The following is a 17,335-nucleotide window of genomic DNA, read 5'->3' on the forward strand; positions in this document are numbered from 1 at the left end:
GATCAGGACTGTTGGGTTTGTTGGATTGAATGTCGTCCTGAGCTGCTTTTAATCTTTAATATTTGGCTCTATTCTTGGAGTGTCATTCATTTCATGTCTGACCTTGCTAATGCGCTCGTAGATGAATTTTCGCATTCTATTTACTGCACCAAGTGGCTTATGTTCAGGAATCGAATGCCACGGTGAAAAAGAAAGATTTTCACAAAACCTGTTCTGGTCTGGGGTATCAAAAAACTGTTGAGGAATCCGAATGGTGGCAACCTTGTAAAAAGGTGCCTTGTTTTCTTTCCATTCGGTCATGGAATCCTCAACCGACATGGTATTTGATGTTCGAGGCTGAATTAAAAATTCCATGCAGGCATCATTCTTCTGTAAACTATTTTGAAGTGACTCCCTTAGAAAGTCATGCGTGGGAGAAACTGGAACAGCTTCTTTTTTATAAGAGGAACATGGCTGAACAGAGTATTTAACTGCCTGTCGGTCTGGGCCTAGTCCTAACTGGTAGGGAACCATAGACCAATATCGGGCATGTAAAGGGTTGGCAATCTTGCTTCTGGAATTTAAGGCAATCCATGTTCCTTTGGCCCCTAATGAAAAGGGAATATGAAGTTTTTTAACAAAGCTATCACTGTTCATGTCTTTTATGAAAGACATATACCGAACAGGGCTATTCACAAAAAAAACTGGGTGATTAATTAAAATAAAGTCTTGAGTGGAATGTTCATTATCTAGAAGTTTTGGTCCTGATATCCCCAGAACTTTGATTGCCATGCCTCTGGCATCTTTTTTACTATCTGCCTGAGTTGCATCGCTGGATGCATTTGAAAAGCGAATCCATGCGGGATAGGTTTTCCCTTGAACAAAAATGCCTTGGGCAAGTTTTTGAGGAAGCTCATCATTTATTTTGAATTCTGCCTTGACGCAACCATGCGCTTTGGGATGGGCATCGCGCAGGGTCATGCCAGATTGATATTGCCTACGAATTGATGTTTCAACCAAGTCGGCAATTTTTACAGTAATGGCTTCCTCATCAGGATAAAGAGCTTCTCCCAGATGTGTATCTACAGTGGAATAAGCCATGCCTCTGGATGAGCTCGATGTAGGGTTCGCTGGGGCGGCATGTGCAACTGTACATATACTGATCATTAGCATCTGTTGAAGTATTTTTTTCATTTCATTATCCTTGCCTGAAATTAGTATCATGTCTTAATTTATTTAGTAGAAATGGCGTTTTTTGAGAAGTAACAGGCGGTACGACAGTTCTGGAAAACACAGAACTAATGATGGTGCTAACAACACAAGTTGTTTATTACCGAGGCAGCAAATAAATTATAGCTGTATTATACAGGTATTAAAGTTGCAAAAGGTAGCGAGCGTACTATATTTCAAATTCTATAAACTCTTTTCAAATATTTCATAAACTCAAACACTATGGTTTAAAAACGATATTTAACACTCGCGCCAATGGTGCGTGGTTGTGCGGCAGAAGCAGTATATCCACCATTACCTGAATTGACCAATCCTAAAAAGTAGTGTTTATCTAACACATTCTTTGCCCAGATAGAGAAATCAATTTCATTCTGACCGTAGGGTAGACGTACGCCAGTGATCAGGTTCAATACACCATAGCTCGGTATTTTTGAATACATTGAGTTATTGGCATCGGCATAAGTCTCTGAACGCCAACCATAATTAATCAAACTATAGTGTTCCGCATGTGCAAATACATCATGTTGATGTTGCAGTGAAAGATTGGTGGTCCAGCGTGGTGCGCCATTCACCTGATTGCCTGAAATATCACGATAACCTTTGCCATAACCACTGTCAGCCGTTCCGCCAGTGCCATTGAAGATTTCAAATGGTGTGGGTGCTGTACCAGAATCAAAAGTTGCATCAGTGTAGGCAGCATTAAAATTCACTGAAAACTGACGATTTAACTGCGCCTTTACATCTAGCTCAATGCCTTTGCTGGTCAAATCACCGACATTGGTCAATAGGTTGAGATATTGATTTTCAATTGCAATGGTGGTGACTGCCTGATAATCCTTAATTTTGGTTAAAAAGCCATTGATATTGAACAACAAGCGTTGATCCAGCCATGTGCTTTTTAGGCCAATTTCTAGATTTCTGGCTTTTTCAGGATCAATATTGAGTACAGTATTGCCCAAAGCTGCTGCTGGCGTTGCCACACTGTTAAGATTATATCCTCCTGACTTTTCACCTGTGGATAGGGTGATAAACCCTAAAATATCAGGCTTGAACTGATAACTTGCGGTGAGTAAACCTGCCACACTCTGGTCTGTTCTAGAAAGATGCCCTGAATCATAAGCTCTAAATAAAGGACTAAAAGCGGTATAAATGGTAGGCTGAATATCAGTTTGTTGAATTTGTCCTGATTTTCTTTCCGAGGTTAAACGAATCCCTGTGGTTACATCAAATTTGGGGAGTACATGCCATGTTGATTGTCCAAAGAGGGCATAACTGTCTGTTGTGGACTGGCCTAGACCTGAAAGATAAGCATTATTGGGAAAAGCTGTCGTGGCAGCAAGCGCATTTATGCCTGTTTGATACGAATTATGACTGTCAATATTTTGATAATAGTAAAAAGCGCCGAGTACATAATCGAATGTTTGGTTCAGTGGAGAGGCAAGACGGACTTCCTGTGAAAACTGGTTCTGATCGACATTAAAGCCACCTGTAATTCCATCCAGACGTGTGAAATCCAGATCATTTTTGGGTTTAAATTTCCAGTCACGCCATGCTGTGATGGAGGTGAGCTTAAAGCCATTATCAAATAACCAGTTTAATTCAGTAGATACCGCATTTTGTTTAATTTTTGATTGCTGCTCTGCATCTAAATCTACTGCATAATCATAAGGGCTGCGTTTGATATTGTTCGCTCCCAATAGTGTAACTCTGTCTGCATAAGTTGTTGCATTTGATCCTGCTACACCTAAAGGTAAATAACTGGCAACATTCCCAGACGGATTCCACGGCCCGAAACTGTAGGGAATAAGAGAACCCGTGCTTGAATCTTCCTGATTATGCTCGGCAATCACACGTAAACTCAGTTGATCATCTGGTTGATACAATACTTGTCCACGTACCCCATAGCGGTTGATTTCATTTAAATCTTCACCTGTGTAGGTATTTTTGACCCAGCCATCATCATGCGTACCATATGCTGAAACACGTACGGCAACATCGTCCGACAAAGGCTGGTTGAACATCCCTTTAAGTTGATGATAGCCACGTTCACCCATTGAAACTTCCACACTTCTTTCCTGATGAAATACAGGTGGTCTGGAGCTAATATTTAATACGCCAGCAGTGGTGTTTTTACCAAATAATGTTCCTTGTGGGCCACGCAACAAATCAATTTGTTCAATATCCAGTAGATCAAAGACAGCTTGTCCTGGTAGCCCTAGATAAACATTGTCCAGATAGATGCCAACACTGCTTTCCAAGCCATCGTTAGCGGTATTATTTCCGATCCCCCGAATCGCCACACTGGATTGTCGGGCGTGGATAAACTGTGAGGTAAAATTAGGTAATTGCTGCTGTAAGTCCTGTATTTGATACAGTTTAGCTTCTTCAAGCTGTTTGCCTTGAATCACGGTAATGGGAGTGGGTACTTTTTGTGCTTCTTCGGCACGGCGGCGTGCTGTGACTACAATACTATCAAGCTGTAGAATAGCTTTATCATCAGTGGATTGAGCTGATTTTGATGCGATCTCTGCTGATAACCCTGAAGCTGTTTCCTGTGCCTGATTCCTTGCATAGCCACCCTGTGAAATCGCTGCTATTGATAAAGTCAAACTGCTGAGTATGAAAGGTTTCGATGCTTTTAATATTGTATTTTTAAGCAATAGATAGCTGTGCATATCTTTCCCTGAATATATTCTATTTGTTTTAAGGCTAAAATAGTCCTATTTTTTAATAGGATAAACGACCTCTTTCATTAGATCAATAAGACAGGGTTATATAAATGATTACACAATACCAGCACTGGATATTTAAGAATCAAACTCACTCAATATCACACGTTTGAATTAAAAATGATGCTTGTCATTCAGAATAAAATTTGGCGTTACCCATAATTCTTTCTTTTTGAGTTACAGGAAATTTTTGTTCCTGAATCAATTGCATCATGGCTTTGCGCCCAGCTTGTTTATAAGCAGAACAATAGGTGGCGGCAACGCTTAGCTCATCCAAAGCCCGCCATTGATAAACGTCCGCATCGACAAATAAAATGTCATCAGGTTGTGGAATTGCCACTGCTTGCGATGCAAAATAACACGCTAAATCAAACATTTTTTTGAGTCGATAATAACGTGCTAGTTCATATAAAGGCTCAGCGCGTTGCTGTCGTGCAATCCATGTTTGCAAATACGCCGTAAAAACCTGTTCAGTTGGATAATTTAAACGTTCCATCAAGCGTGCTGCCCAGCACTGTGCGACCCAGCGTTCTTCTTCCCATCCACCAGATTTGGCCCGCTGATCGTAGGCCTGATAAGCCAGTTCATATAATTCAGCATCACGGTAGCTTTGGGCTAAATAGAATTGATAACGCAAATTATCAGGTTCATCTTTTAAACCTTGCTGTAAAATTGCCACATCTTTTAAATAGGTGTCAGGGTCTTTGCCTCGTGCGCCCTCATTATGGCGCGAAGTCACATAAATCCCTGTAACTTGCTGCCATTGATGGGGTGATGGGGAATCTAAATACTCATGTAATACACCTTGCCAGTGCCAATCAATTTGAGTTGAGACCAGCGCGTTGCGTTGATAGCTGAGATTGCCATGTAAAAAGGTAAAGTGGTAGGCTAACTCAGTAAAACCTCCCCAATTGACAGCTTGATCAACTAAGAGTGTTTCATCCGCATCAATAAACATTAAATAATCAGCATGCGGCAATGTATTGGTCAGTGCCAGTTGTAGTGCTTCAGTACGGTTATGTCCAAAATTTTTCCACGGACGTTCAAACAATTGCCCCGAGACATCCTGCATATATGCCTGAATGATCTGTTGAGTACCATCAGTCGAGCCTGTATCGACAATCACCCATGAATCAATATAGGGTTTTACTGAAGCCAAGCATTCTAAAATCGCGTTGGCTTCATTTTTGACGATCATATTGAGACGGATATGTGGGCGTGCTGCTGTTATTTTATTTTGAATTGATGTCATGAGTATTTGATGATCCTAATTTTTTGTATGATTTGATGACGCTGATGACCGTTTTGCCTGATTGTGATTGTATATTCATGCTTGCTTGAATTTTTTCAGTGCGTAGCTGCATATTCTTTAAACCCACACTGATGTTGTTGTTAAGTATTTCACAATCAAATCCAATGCCATTATCCTCAATCTCTAAAATCAATTGTCGGGATGGTGAGAAATACAATTGCACAAGGACACGGGTTGCCTGACTGTGTTTCATAATATTGCTTAATGCTTCTTCAGCAACTCTTTGTAGTGTTAGGCATTCTAATTGGGTGGGTTGCTCCAGCCATTCTGCTGCAAATGTCCATTCAGAATGGATACCGATTTCATCAAAAATTTGGCTAAACCGATGGCGTATCGGCGCGCCCCATAAGATTGGCGTTGCAGGCGCATTTGCCCCGATGCTTGAGCCGCTATCAATCACTTGACGCAGATCATCACGGAATATTTTTAACATGGATAAAATCTGTTGATTATCCAGACTTTTTTTACTTTGAGAAATGAGACTCATCGACTGTGTTAAAGAGTTGCCTAGCGTGTTGTGCAGATCTTGCGACAGGTGTAAACGTTCCTGCAGTTTGGTATTTTCTATCTTTAACTGTTGTACTTTTAAAATATCTTTCACGTTACTGGCAATGATGAGTGCTGCAAAAATGATCGAGACTAGGAGTACAAAAAATTGCATGATAAACCAACTCGAACTGCTGGTAAAATTATGATCAAAATCGGCGTTAAATAAAAATCTTAATTTAAAAATAGCTTGAATAATCAATAAAATACATACAAGTACGAATGTGGTTTTGAGCCATTTATCAATCGGATGCTGAGGTGTAATGCGCAGGATGGCAGGCAATTTATGGCCGAAAACCAAAGCCATGACAAGTCCGACCAAGACAACACGTATATTTAGATTGTCCAGCATCAGGGCATAATAAAACAAACCCATTTCCATAGAAAATAAGGCGAAGAGACAAAATTTCCATGAGACCTGATGATTAAACTGCAAGACAATAGATTGCGCCAAAGCAATAAAAGTAAACACATACAATACGCCAAGGGGCATTGACCATTGATGTAAATGTGTGGGACTAATCAAACTTTGTGCAAGCATGACAGCACCTGCTGAAAGCAGGGCAAATGACAGCCACAGAACAGACAAATATTGACGTTGCCTTGTCCAGAAAAAAGCAATAATGAAACCGAGGCTCATCAAGAAAATGGGAATCAATAAAATAAAGCCATGATTGGGATAATTCTCCATAGGATAATCCGTTAGAATAAACCAAGAGAATGAGCAATTTTGATGGCTTTGGAACGACTATCGACCGCCAGTTTGCTATAGATATTGCGTAAATGTGATTCGATGGTATAACGTGATAAACTTAATAATGTGGCAATATCCTGATTATTCATGCCTTGTACCACATATTCCAGAATTTCCAGCTCTCGACTTGAGAGGGTTTCTGTCGAGTTGTCCAATGCGTGAGGTTTTTTTATCACCGTTGATAAAATCAGTTGTGCCAAAAATGGGTCAATCGGTGTACCGCCTTTCAGCATGTGCCTAATTGACATGCTGACTTCAAAATCATCCCGTTCTTTCAATAAATAACCCGTTGCTCCCGCCTGAATCGCTTTTAAAATCGCATCCCGTGTGCTCCATGCAGAAATGACCAGAATGGGCGCAGTTGCATTTTTTTGCCGAAATTTATAAATCAATTTTGTCCCATTACCATCAGGTAAGCCTAAATCGACCAGAGCAAATTCAAATTTTTCCTTTTTAATCAATGTGAGTGACTGACTCAAGGTATCGGCAAAAAATAAATCCTGAGCTGCATATCCGATAGAAATCAGCAAACATTTAAGGCGTTCCTGAATCATTGGTTCATCTTCTACAATGAGTACAGGAACAGGTAAAGTTAACATTTGGTCTGTCATGATGTTGACCTTATCGTGATGGTCTTGATATCGATCATATCGATTTATCAAATGTTACACATCATTGAAATCAGGTATTCAGCAAGATTTAAGTTTCAAAATCTGAAAAGAGGTTTTACCTGCATTAGAATAGACATTTATTTCAGTTTGAATGCTTTGTAAGCGTTGCCGAATACTGCGTAAACCTACGCCGTGGTTATTGTTAAAAGCAGATGCTGAATCAAAGCCAATGCCATCATCCTCAATTTCTAGAATAAACTGGTAAAGGCTGGAGTAAGATAAATGGACCTGTACCTTTTTAGCCTGACTATGTTTAATGATATTGGTCAATAATTCTTCGGTGACTCGCTGGAGGGTGAGCATCTCTTGTTTTGAGGGTTGAATATGCCAGTTTTCTGAAAGTTGCCAGATGAGTGCGATGCCAAGTTCTATAAAAATTGCATCAAAGCGCTGGCGAATTGGCAATGCCCATTGTGCAGGGGTTAAGGGAAGATCATGAGTTTGATCTGACCTTTCATTGGTAGTGACTTGAGACAAGTCACTTTTTAACTGTTCAAATAACAGTAAAAATTGTTGATTATCCATATTTTGCTTATTGTTATTTAAGCGACTGATTGAGCGTACTAATGTACTACCAACAATGTCATGTAGATCATGCGAAAATTGTAAATGTTCCTGTGTTTTAATTTTGGATTTCTGTAGATCAAAAAAGTTACGAAAATTTGCAGCAAATAAAATGGTAATAATTAAGATAGTTAGTTGATTAAGAAACCAGTGTGAAATAGAACCGAAATCAATTGGGCTATAATCCGCCCGATAAATAAATGCACTGAGCGACACGCAACGGAAAATAAAGATAGTACCTGTTATAAAAAATAAAAATTTTAAAATTTTTTCAATGGATTGATGGGCTGGAGCGAAAAATAAGTTTAAAGATTTATGCCATAGAATAATCACTGTTCCAAGCGCAAAGATGAGCATACGAACAAAATGCTGATCATGGATAAACGAAAAATATAATACCCCAATTTCGGCTAAACAAATAACCAATAGACAGAGTTTAATTGAAATATGCTGTTTAAATTGTACTAATACGGACTGTGTAAACGTGATATATGTAATTAAATATAAGATGAGCAAATAAAAATAATGGTAACTTTGCGCCTGTATAGGGATCAGGCTTTGAATAAAAAGTGCTATGCCATGAAAACATGCAGAAACCGCCAGCCAAAAAATGGAGATGAACTGACGAAAGTTCCACCATAACATGCCTAACCCTAAGCTCAGACCAAGCAAGAGTAAGGGAACAAACAAAATGTAATAATCAGAGGTAGATTGAAGCATGGCGGTGGAATTTTTCTTAAAAAGTATGTATTAAAATTCAGCAATATAGCCACTTATATGATATCCATGTGCAAGTGTCCATAGCACATCATTATCTTATTTTATATGAAATATCAAAGTCATTGCGATAAAAAGATTTTTTGCTACGCTCATTGATTTCAATGATTCCAAAACAAAAAAAGTATTCTCTAATGAAAGTAGAGATAAGCCGTTATCTTGAAAATAAAAATTTGTTTAGGGAGAAAGCATATGCTGAGAGAAGCATTCCTTGGTGAAATCTGTATGGTCGCATTTCACTTTGTGCCACAAGGTTGGATGTTTTGTGATGGACGACTGTTAAATGCACAGGAACATTCGTCTTTATATAATTTATTAGGCAATACATATGGAGGTGAGAAAGATAAAACATTTGCATTACCCGATTTGCGAGGACGTATGCCAATCTGTGCAGGAGAGCGATTAACTGATAAACAATCTTTTTCTCTTGCTCAACAAGGAGGCAGTACATCTGTTCGTTTAATTGCCGATAATCTTCCACCGCATCAACATAAGCTGACAGGACAAAAACTAAAAGCCAATATTTCTCTAACTCCACAAGCCAGTCAGGGGGCAGCAAGTACTTCTGACCCATCCAATGCGGTTTGGTCAAATTCAGGGGATGATCTTTTAACGATGTCAAACAGTTTCAGTACGGTGACATCAGGTTTAAAAAATATGCGTCCCTTACAGGCAAGTATTGAAACCGAACTGTCAGGAACAACTGCAATGCAAGGCTCAGGTTCGGCTTTTGATGTGATGAATCCATACTTAAGCCTGAATTTTATTATTTGTGTCTATGGAACTTATCCACACTAGAAATGACTCTATTTCTTATGATAAAAATAATAAAATTCAATCGTATATGTCACTAAATTTTTGGTGGTTTTCTTATAAGGCTCTTCTTTAAAAAAGAAGAGTTTTTTTCATTTACTCACTGATTTCAATGATTCCAAAATAAAAAAAATGTTTTGTAATGTTCTGTGATTATCGTCACATTTGCAGGGAACATCATGAATCACATTTATAAAAAAATATGGAGCAAAACACTTGGGCGCATTGTAGTCGTCTCTGAGCATGCTAGGAGTACCGCATGCGGTTGTGGTTCGACCCACACAATTGGTTCGACTGTACACATTATCGAAGAACAACAACCCTCCTTTACACTCAAGCCAGTCGTGATTGCAGTCGCAATAAGCCTAGGTGGATTAAGTAGCCAAAGTGCTTTTGCTGAGTCAATTATCAAGTGTGACTATGCTGATGGTTCAAATGCAGCCATATATAATACTATTTTGGGGAATGGAACTGGTACAGATACTGCTGCACCTGCTGGTACGAGAGGGGATATGGTTTGTGGGAGTCTACCTGTGAGTATAACATTTGACCTTGCAACCAATACTGCAACGATCAATCAAAATGTGGTTGTGACTATTTCTACCGACACTTTAAAAGTGGGTACAGGTGGTATAGATTCAAAAGGCGATGTGAATGAAGCTGCAACTAATAAAGAAATTTCATTTAATAACAATAAACTGACCAATATTGTTGCAGGAACACAAAATAGCGATGCGGTTAACTTTGCTCAATTAAACTCTTTAGTAAATGTTTTTGGCGGTGGTGCTGGTTTTAGTGGTGGTGTATTTACTGGACCAACTTATACGATACAAGGTTCGAACTATACAAATATTGGTAGTGCTTTTACTGCTGTAGATACTAAGTTAAGTAATCTTCAAACTCAAATTAATAATTTACCATCAGGTGGAGGCACTGGTGCAGATGGTAAAAGTGCTTATGAGCTTGCAGTTGCAGGTGGATATGTTGGTACACAAACTCAGTGGTTAGCCTCTTTAAAAGGCGATAAAGGTGACACAGGTCTAACAGGTGCAACTGGTGAAAAAGGCGACAAGGGCGATAAAGGTGACACAGGCCTGACAGGTGCAACTGGTGCAACTGGTGAAAAAGGCGACAAAGGTGACACAGGCCTGACAGGCGCAACTGGTGAAAAAGGCGATAAAGGCGACAAAGGTGACACAGGCCTGACAGGTGAAAAAGGCGACAAGGGAGACAAAGGCGCAACTGGTGAAAAAGGCGACAAGGGCGATAAAGGTGATACAGGTCTAACTGGTGATAAAGGTGATAAAGGTGATAAAGGTGATACTGGCGCAGCAGGTATAGATGGAGCAAAAGGCGATACGGGTGCCAAAGGCGATACAGGCGCAGCAGGTATAGATGGAGCGAAAGGCGACACGGGTGCCAAGGGTGACACAGGTTCAGTAGGTGCAACGGGTGCCAAGGGTGATACTGGAGCAGCAGGTGTAGACGGAGCCAAGGGTGACACAGGAGCAGCAGGTATAGATGGAGCGAAAGGCGACACAGGAGCTAAAGGTGACACAGGAGCTAAAGGTGACACAGGAGCTAAAGGTGACACAGGAGCTAAAGGTGACACAGGAGCTAAAGGTGACACAGGTGCTAAGGGCGATACAGGTGCCAAGGGTGATACAGGCGCAGCAGGTATAGATGGAGCTAAAGGTGACACTGGAGCAGCAGGCGTAGATGGAGCGAAAGGTGACACGGGTGCCAAAGGTGATACTGGCGCAGCAGGCGCAGATGGAGCAAAAGGTGACACTGGAGCGAAAGGCGACACGGGTGCCAAGGGTGACACAGGAGCAGCAGGTGTAGACGGAGCCAAAGGCGATACAGGTGCCAAGGGTGATACTGGAGCAGCAGGTGTAGACGGAGCAAAAGGTGACACTGGAGCGAAAGGAGACACTGGAGCCAAAGGCGATACAGGTGCCAAGGGTGACACAGGAGCGGTAGGTGCAACTGGTGCCAAGGGTGACACTGGAGCAGCAGGTGCAGATGGAGCCAAGGGTGACACGGGTGCCAAGGGTGATACAGGAGCAGCAGGTGCAGATGGAGCCAAGGGTGACACAGGTGCTAAGGGCGATACAGGCGCAGCAGGCGTAGATGGAGCCAAGGGTGACACAGGTGCTAAGGGCGATACAGGCGCAGCAGGTGCAGATGGAGCCAAAGGTGATACGGGTGCCAAGGGTGACACTGGAGCAGCAGGTGTAGACGGAGCCAAGGGTGACACAGGTGCCAAGGGTGATACAGGAGCAGCAGGTGCAGACGGAGCTAAAGGTGACACAGGTGCCAAAGGTGATACTGGTTCAGTTGGTGCAACAGGCGCGAAAGGTGACACAGGTTCAGTAGGTGCAACGGGTGCGAAAGGCGACACTGGCGCAGCAGGTATAGATGGAGCAAAAGGCGACACGGGTGCGAAAGGTGATACTGGCGCAGCAGGTGTAGACGGCGCTAAAGGCGATACGGGTGCCAAGGGTGACACAGGAGCAGCAGGTGTAGACGGAGCCAAAGGCGACACGGGTGCCAAGGGCGATACAGGCTCAGCAGGTATAGATGGAGCCAAAGGCGATACGGGTGCCAAGGGTGACACAGGAGCAGCAGGTGTAGACGGAGCCAAAGGTGACACAGGTGCCAAGGGTGACACAGGAGCAGCAGGTGTAGACGGAGCAAAAGGTGATACAGGTGCCAAGGGTGACACAGGAGCGGTAGGTGCAACTGGTGCCAAGGGGGATACTGGAGCGAAAGGTGATGGATTATTAGACAGCAAAACGGCTTATAGCATTGCAGTCAGCAATGGCTATAAGGGTACAGAAACAGAATGGTTGGAACAGGTTGGACTTGGAGAAAATGGTACAGGTAACCCATATTTCCAGGTACAGTCGAATACACCAAAAGTTGAACCAAAAGCACAAGCTACTGGAAAAGATGCAATTGCAATTGGAGCAGATGCTTCTGCGCAAGGTGACCAATCCATTAGTATTGGTGTTGGTAACCAGGTGACGGGAAACAATTCAGGAGCGATTGGCGATCCAAGTTATATCAATGCAGATGATAGTTATGCGATTGGTAATAACAACACCATTAATGGTGATGGTAAAACATTTGTTCTGGGTAATAACGTTAATACCTCTGCAAAAAATGCAGTTGTATTGGGTAATGATTCGGCGTCAGATCGAGATAATACAATTTCAGTTGGAGCAACAGGTAAAGAACGTCAAATTATTCATGTAGCAGCAGGAACAGCAGATACAGATGCTGTGAATGTGAAACAGATGAAAGATGCTGATATTAAAGTGCTGAATGATGCCAAAACTCATGCAGATGCGGGAGATAAGGTGACATTGAATAGTGCGAAAACCTATACTAATGAGCGTGAAGTGGTGATTCGTCAGGACTTTACAACTGCCGATGCAACAACCCTCCGCGATGCCAAAGCCCATGCCGATGCAGGAGATCAAACGACATTGTCAAGCGCGAAAACCTATACTGATACCAAGTTTGCCGATCTGGAAAATGCATTTACGGATACGTCAAATCGTATGGCGCAGGATATTAACAAAAACCGTGAACTTGCAGCACAAGGTATTGCAGGAATTGCGGCAATGACCAATATCCCAACACCTGCGGTACAAGGTACAAGCACTGTCGGAATGGGAGTAGGTAACTATGATAGCAAGTCAGCAATTGCAGTGGGTGCAAGCCACTACTTTGATAATGGAGTTGCAATTAAAGGCTCATTCTCAAGTGGATTAAGTAGTAGTAAGACAACCGCTGTTGGTGCAGGCGTGTCTTATTCATGGAAGTAATATCATTGATATTAATTATGAAAGCTTAATTTTGATTGATAAGAAACACTGATTAATTTAATCAGTGTTTCTACTGAGAGTATTTAAAATTCCGTTTCTTATGGTTTTAAGACCCTCATATTAAAACAATTGCTTACATTATATGCACTATGCTAAATTGCAGCCGTCTCAATATTGAAAAAGCCTATCTTGAGAGTTGCTCTAGTCCTTGCCCTTTCGGCAATGTTCCTGCAAACCGTTGTATTTATACAACCACTGTTACCCGCACAATATCGTATTGCGCTGGTCTGTGTCACTATTTCCGATGCTTTTTCCAATAGCCTCAGTGCTGATCAGCAGCAGAATGTTCATCATTTATCTGAACACCATCACCAGCATCACATGATGGATGACGATCAAAAAGCCCATACCACTCAAAGTCCTCATCAACATGATGTTGGACATGAATGTCCATACTGTACGGTATTTGCCAATTTAACCACAGGTCTGGACTTTAGCCTTGAGGAGGTCTTTGATCGACTTTATGTTCGGATGTTGACGTTTCAGCGTAATTTCCAGCATATTTATTTTGATTTACAGCGTTTATACCTACTACCGCAAGGGCGAGCACCGCCTTTATTCGCATAAATACTGATTAGGAAATACAAAGCTTTTTTGCTTTGTTCTTCATTTATATTTTTGCGAGATTAATTATGGCTCAGCCTAAATTTGATTTACAACCGCTTGTGGTTGCGATGAGTATTGTCTGTTATTCAACAACAGTTTTTGCAGAACAACGTCAAGAAAATATCTTTCAATTAGCTCCGATAGTGGTCACTGCACAAGTGGCAAATGATGCCAATGGATTGATCGTTCACGCTGACCCAAAACAACCGATTCAGCCAGTTCCTGCGACTGATGGTGCTGCTTATTTAAAAACTATTCCAGGATTCAGTAGTATTGGAAGTGGTGGAACCAATGGTGATATTAGTTTTAGGGGCATGTTTGGTTCACGAATTAAAGTGCTGAATGATGGCTCTGAAGAGTTGGGTGCATGTCCTGCTCGAATGGATAATCCGACATCTTATATTTCACCTGAGAGTTTTGACCGTATTACCGTCATTAAAGGTCCACAAACTGTACGTTATCCAACCCCAGGTTCAGCGGCAACAGTATTATTTGAACGTGATCCAATCAAATTTGAACAGGATCAACATTATAAAGGTCAGGCAAGTGTGGTCGCTGGTTCATATGGACGTGTAGACCATAATGTTGATGCAGTGGTGGGGAATGAGACTGGCTATGCTCGTATCAATGCTAATCGTTCGGTATCCGATGATTATCAGGATGGTGATGGTAAAAACGTTCATTCAAGTTGGGAGCGTTGGGGCGCTGACCTTGCCCTAGGCTGGACACCAACTGAAAATACTTGGATTGAATTGCAAGGTGGTAAGGGAGACGGAGAGTCTGCTTATGCAGGTCGTTCAATGGATGGCTCGCAATTTAAGCGTGAAAGTCTTGGACTACATGCTGAACAACGTAATATCAATGATGTGATTAAAAAGGTCGAAGCACAGGTCGACTACAGTTTTAATGATCACATTATGGATAATTTTAGCCTGAGAGCCGTGCCCACAACAGGACCTATGGCGATGCCGATGGCAATGGATGTTACTCGTAGGACTTTAAATGCCAGAGCTGCCATCACCACTGATTGGAATAATATCAGTGTGGTTTCTGGTGTTGATTCCCAGTACAACAAACAGGCTGGCAATATGTATATGCGTGGTGATGTACCACCACCAATGGATGAAACTTTGAGTTTCCAAAGTTATGGTGCATTTACTGAAGCCACTATTGCTGTGAATGACAATAATAAAGTGGTGACAGGTCTACGTGCTGACCATGTTGAAATTAAAAACTTGGCAAGCAACAAAACCCGTAAGGATACCGTACCCAGTGGTTTTATTCGGTTGGAAAACCTGATGCCTGAGCATAATCTCAAAAGCTATATTGGCTTGGGATATGTTGAACGTACCCCTGATTTCTGGGAGATATATAGTACCGCATTACCATCAACAGGCACTGACATGGGAGATATGTCAGGTGGCATGGATGGTATGACAGGTATGGATGATATGGGGGGAGGAATGGTTATGCCAACGGTTGCCCGAACGTCAGATCATTTGGACTATCTCAAGAATGAAAAAACTCTACAACTGGATTTAGGCTATCAACTGGAACACGGAAAATACAATAGTTGGGCTTCTGCCTATGCAGGTGTAATCAAGGATTTTATGCTGGTGAGCTATGCTGATCCTGAGAATGAGATGATTAGCTCAACTATTCGTAATGTCGATGCCACCATTGCAGGTGCTGAGTTAGGCGTGGGCTATAAGTTTACAGACAACATCCAAACCGATGCCAGTGCCATGTATGCATGGGGTAAAAACACCACTGACAATCGACCATTGCCTCAAATTGCACCTTTAGAAGGACGTTTTAATTTACGTTATGTTGCAGATAATTATTCTCTAGGTCTACTGTGGCGTGTAGTGGCAAAACAAGACCGCATTAGTAAAAATGAGGGTAATATCGTTGGCTACGATATTGGAGAGAGTAAGGCATTTAATACCTTATCTTTAAATGGTGCGTATAAGTTGACCCAAAATGTTGAATGGTCAATCGGTGTTGATAATCTTCTGGATGAAACCTATGCCGAACATTTAAACAAGGGTGGGGCAGCGACTGGCTTTTATCCATCCAATACCCAATATAATAATATTGGGCGTAACTATTGGACTCGGATCAGCATGAAATTCTAAGCGCAATACATCTTAAAAAAGACCATGCTTTTGCATGGTCTTTGTATTTATTTAATTGAATTCATAGAAATTATTTTTTGATTGCCTGCGTATAACGCTGATTGACTGTATTCCAGTTGACCACTTGCCAAAAGGCTTTGGTGTAATCAGCACGGCGATTTTGGTATTTTAAATAATAGGCATGTTCCCATACATCCAGTCCTAAAAGTGGAATACCTTTAGTTTCAGCAATATCCATGAGTGGATTGTCCTGATTTGGTGTGGAGGTTACCGCAAGCTTATTGTCTGGTGTGACTATTAACCATGCCCAACCAGAACCAAAGCGGCTCGTTGCTGCCTCATTAAATTTCTGTTTAAACGCATCCAGAGAACCAAAATCTGCATTAATCTGTTTGAGAAGTGCAGCACTTGGCTGTCCTGTTTTATTGCTTGGGGCTAGACTTGACCAAAAGAAATCGTGGTTATAATGTCCACCACCATTATTGCGTACAGCAGCGTTATACTTGGAAATCTGCTTTTGTAGTTCGGTTAGGTCTACTTTATCTAATTCTGGATAGTTTTTAATTTGTGCATTTAGGTTATCAACATAGGCTTTGTGATGTTTGCCATAGTGAATTTCCATTGTTTGTTGGTCGATCGCAGGTTCTAAGGCGTTACTTGCATAAGGTAATGCAGCCTGTTTAAATTCAGCAAATGTGGTTGAGCTTAGACCGAGTAGCATACTCAGGAAAAGTGTTTTTTTAGCAACTGAAAAATTCATGATCAACTCCTTGAAATGGTTGTTTATTGAGAACGATTATTACTTATAAGTTTAAGATTTCCCATTTTCTTAACATAACTATAACGAAATCATTGGGATGTTCTTTAAGCTAACATTTTTTATTTTATTGATAAAAAATGAGTATTAGATGAGTCTATAACGCAGATAAATAAGACCATACCGAAATATGGTCTTATGATGTTTATTTTAGGTTGTCTAGAACAAATTCAGGCGATTTGATAAATAACCGAATCAATGCCCGAGAGGGCTTGCATGGATGTCGTTTGCCTTTTTCCCAACTTTCTACAGTTCTTGTGGAAATACCCAATTTAGTTGCGAGTTGTGCTTGAGAAATTTTCATTTGCCGACGTGCCCTGATCATTTCATCAGCCAGTTCCTCATCCTGAACAGTAGTTGAAGTGTGAGAGTCAAATTGCTGTTTCATCATCTCACCCTAATATGCCAGTTGCAGCAACAGTCTGAATAACAAGGCGATTAGCAATAAACCAAAGAAACCTGCAAGCCAGAGCAAGATAAACCACTGTGATTGAGATAATTTC

The 17,335-nt window shown here is 41.3% G+C and carries 12 protein-coding genes; 4 read left to right on the forward strand and 8 right to left on the reverse strand.

Annotated features, from left to right (window positions below; genetic code table 11):
- Positions 1–48 precede the first annotated feature (48 nt).
- The 6 genes from N5J47_RS06735 to N5J47_RS06760 form a co-directional block, all read right to left on the reverse strand.
- Positions 49–1,152, reverse strand: a complete 1,104-nt coding sequence (locus N5J47_RS06735) for a catalase family protein (RefSeq protein WP_279960692.1) — start codon at positions 1,150–1,152, stop codon at positions 49–51.
- 284 nt (positions 1,153–1,436) lie between these two features.
- Entirely contained in the window at positions 1,437–3,884 is a 2,448-nt protein-coding gene (locus N5J47_RS06740; protein WP_279960685.1) for a TonB-dependent receptor, read from the reverse strand.
- Between the two features lie 184 nt (positions 3,885–4,068).
- Positions 4,069–5,190 (reverse strand): glycosyltransferase, encoded by a 1,122-nt coding sequence (locus N5J47_RS06745; RefSeq protein ID WP_279960686.1) that lies wholly within the window; start codon positions 5,188–5,190, stop codon positions 4,069–4,071.
- Entirely contained in the window at positions 5,171–6,487 is a 1,317-nt protein-coding gene (locus tag N5J47_RS06750) for an ATP-binding protein (RefSeq protein WP_279960687.1), read from the reverse strand. Before N5J47_RS06750 ends, N5J47_RS06745 begins: the two co-directional genes overlap by 20 nt.
- A gap of 11 nt (positions 6,488–6,498) precedes the next feature.
- Positions 6,499–7,161: a response regulator transcription factor gene (locus N5J47_RS06755; RefSeq protein ID WP_279960688.1), complete on the reverse strand. Its 663-nt coding sequence runs from the start codon at positions 7,159–7,161 to the stop codon at positions 6,499–6,501.
- Between the two features lie 78 nt (positions 7,162–7,239).
- Positions 7,240–8,430 (reverse strand): ATP-binding protein, encoded by a 1,191-nt coding sequence (locus N5J47_RS06760; RefSeq protein WP_279960689.1) that lies wholly within the window; start codon positions 8,428–8,430, stop codon positions 7,240–7,242.
- Between the two features lie 324 nt (positions 8,431–8,754).
- On the opposite strand from N5J47_RS06760, the gene N5J47_RS06765 reads away from it, so the two are divergent.
- The 4 genes from N5J47_RS06765 to N5J47_RS06780 all read left to right on the forward strand — a co-directional run bounded on the left by N5J47_RS06765 (position 8,755) and on the right by N5J47_RS06780 (position 16,015).
- Positions 8,755–9,360, forward strand: coding sequence for a tail fiber protein (locus N5J47_RS06765; protein ID WP_279960690.1), 606 nt, complete (start codon positions 8,755–8,757; stop codon positions 9,358–9,360).
- Between the two features lie 194 nt (positions 9,361–9,554).
- On the forward strand, positions 9,555–13,211 hold the full coding sequence (locus N5J47_RS06770; RefSeq protein ID WP_279962403.1) for an ESPR-type extended signal peptide-containing protein: 3,657 nt from the start codon (positions 9,555–9,557) through the stop codon (positions 13,209–13,211).
- 222 nt (positions 13,212–13,433) lie between these two features.
- On the forward strand, positions 13,434–13,838 hold the full coding sequence (locus tag N5J47_RS06775) for a DUF2946 family protein (protein WP_279961119.1): 405 nt from the start codon (positions 13,434–13,436) through the stop codon (positions 13,836–13,838).
- A gap of 65 nt (positions 13,839–13,903) precedes the next feature.
- The gene (locus N5J47_RS06780) at positions 13,904–16,015 is read left to right on the forward strand and encodes a TonB-dependent receptor (protein WP_279961092.1); all 2,112 of its coding nucleotides are present in this window, start codon (positions 13,904–13,906) and stop codon (positions 16,013–16,015) included.
- 70 nt (positions 16,016–16,085) lie between these two features.
- On the opposite strand, the gene N5J47_RS06785 is transcribed toward N5J47_RS06780, so the two are convergent.
- Together N5J47_RS06785 and N5J47_RS06790 are read right to left on the reverse strand one after the other, a co-directional pair.
- A complete protein-coding gene (locus N5J47_RS06785) occupies positions 16,086–16,736 on the reverse strand; it encodes a superoxide dismutase (protein ID WP_279961120.1) in 651 nt (216 codons plus the stop codon).
- A 241-nt stretch (positions 16,737–16,977) separates the two neighbouring features.
- Positions 16,978–17,220, reverse strand: a complete 243-nt coding sequence (locus tag N5J47_RS06790; RefSeq protein ID WP_279961093.1) for a helix-turn-helix domain-containing protein — start codon at positions 17,218–17,220, stop codon at positions 16,978–16,980.
- Positions 17,221–17,335: the final 115 nt, after the last annotated feature.

Source organism: Acinetobacter sp. GD03645, assembly GCF_029845285.1.
Taxonomy (GTDB): Bacteria; Pseudomonadota; Gammaproteobacteria; order Pseudomonadales; family Moraxellaceae; genus Acinetobacter; species Acinetobacter corruptisaponis.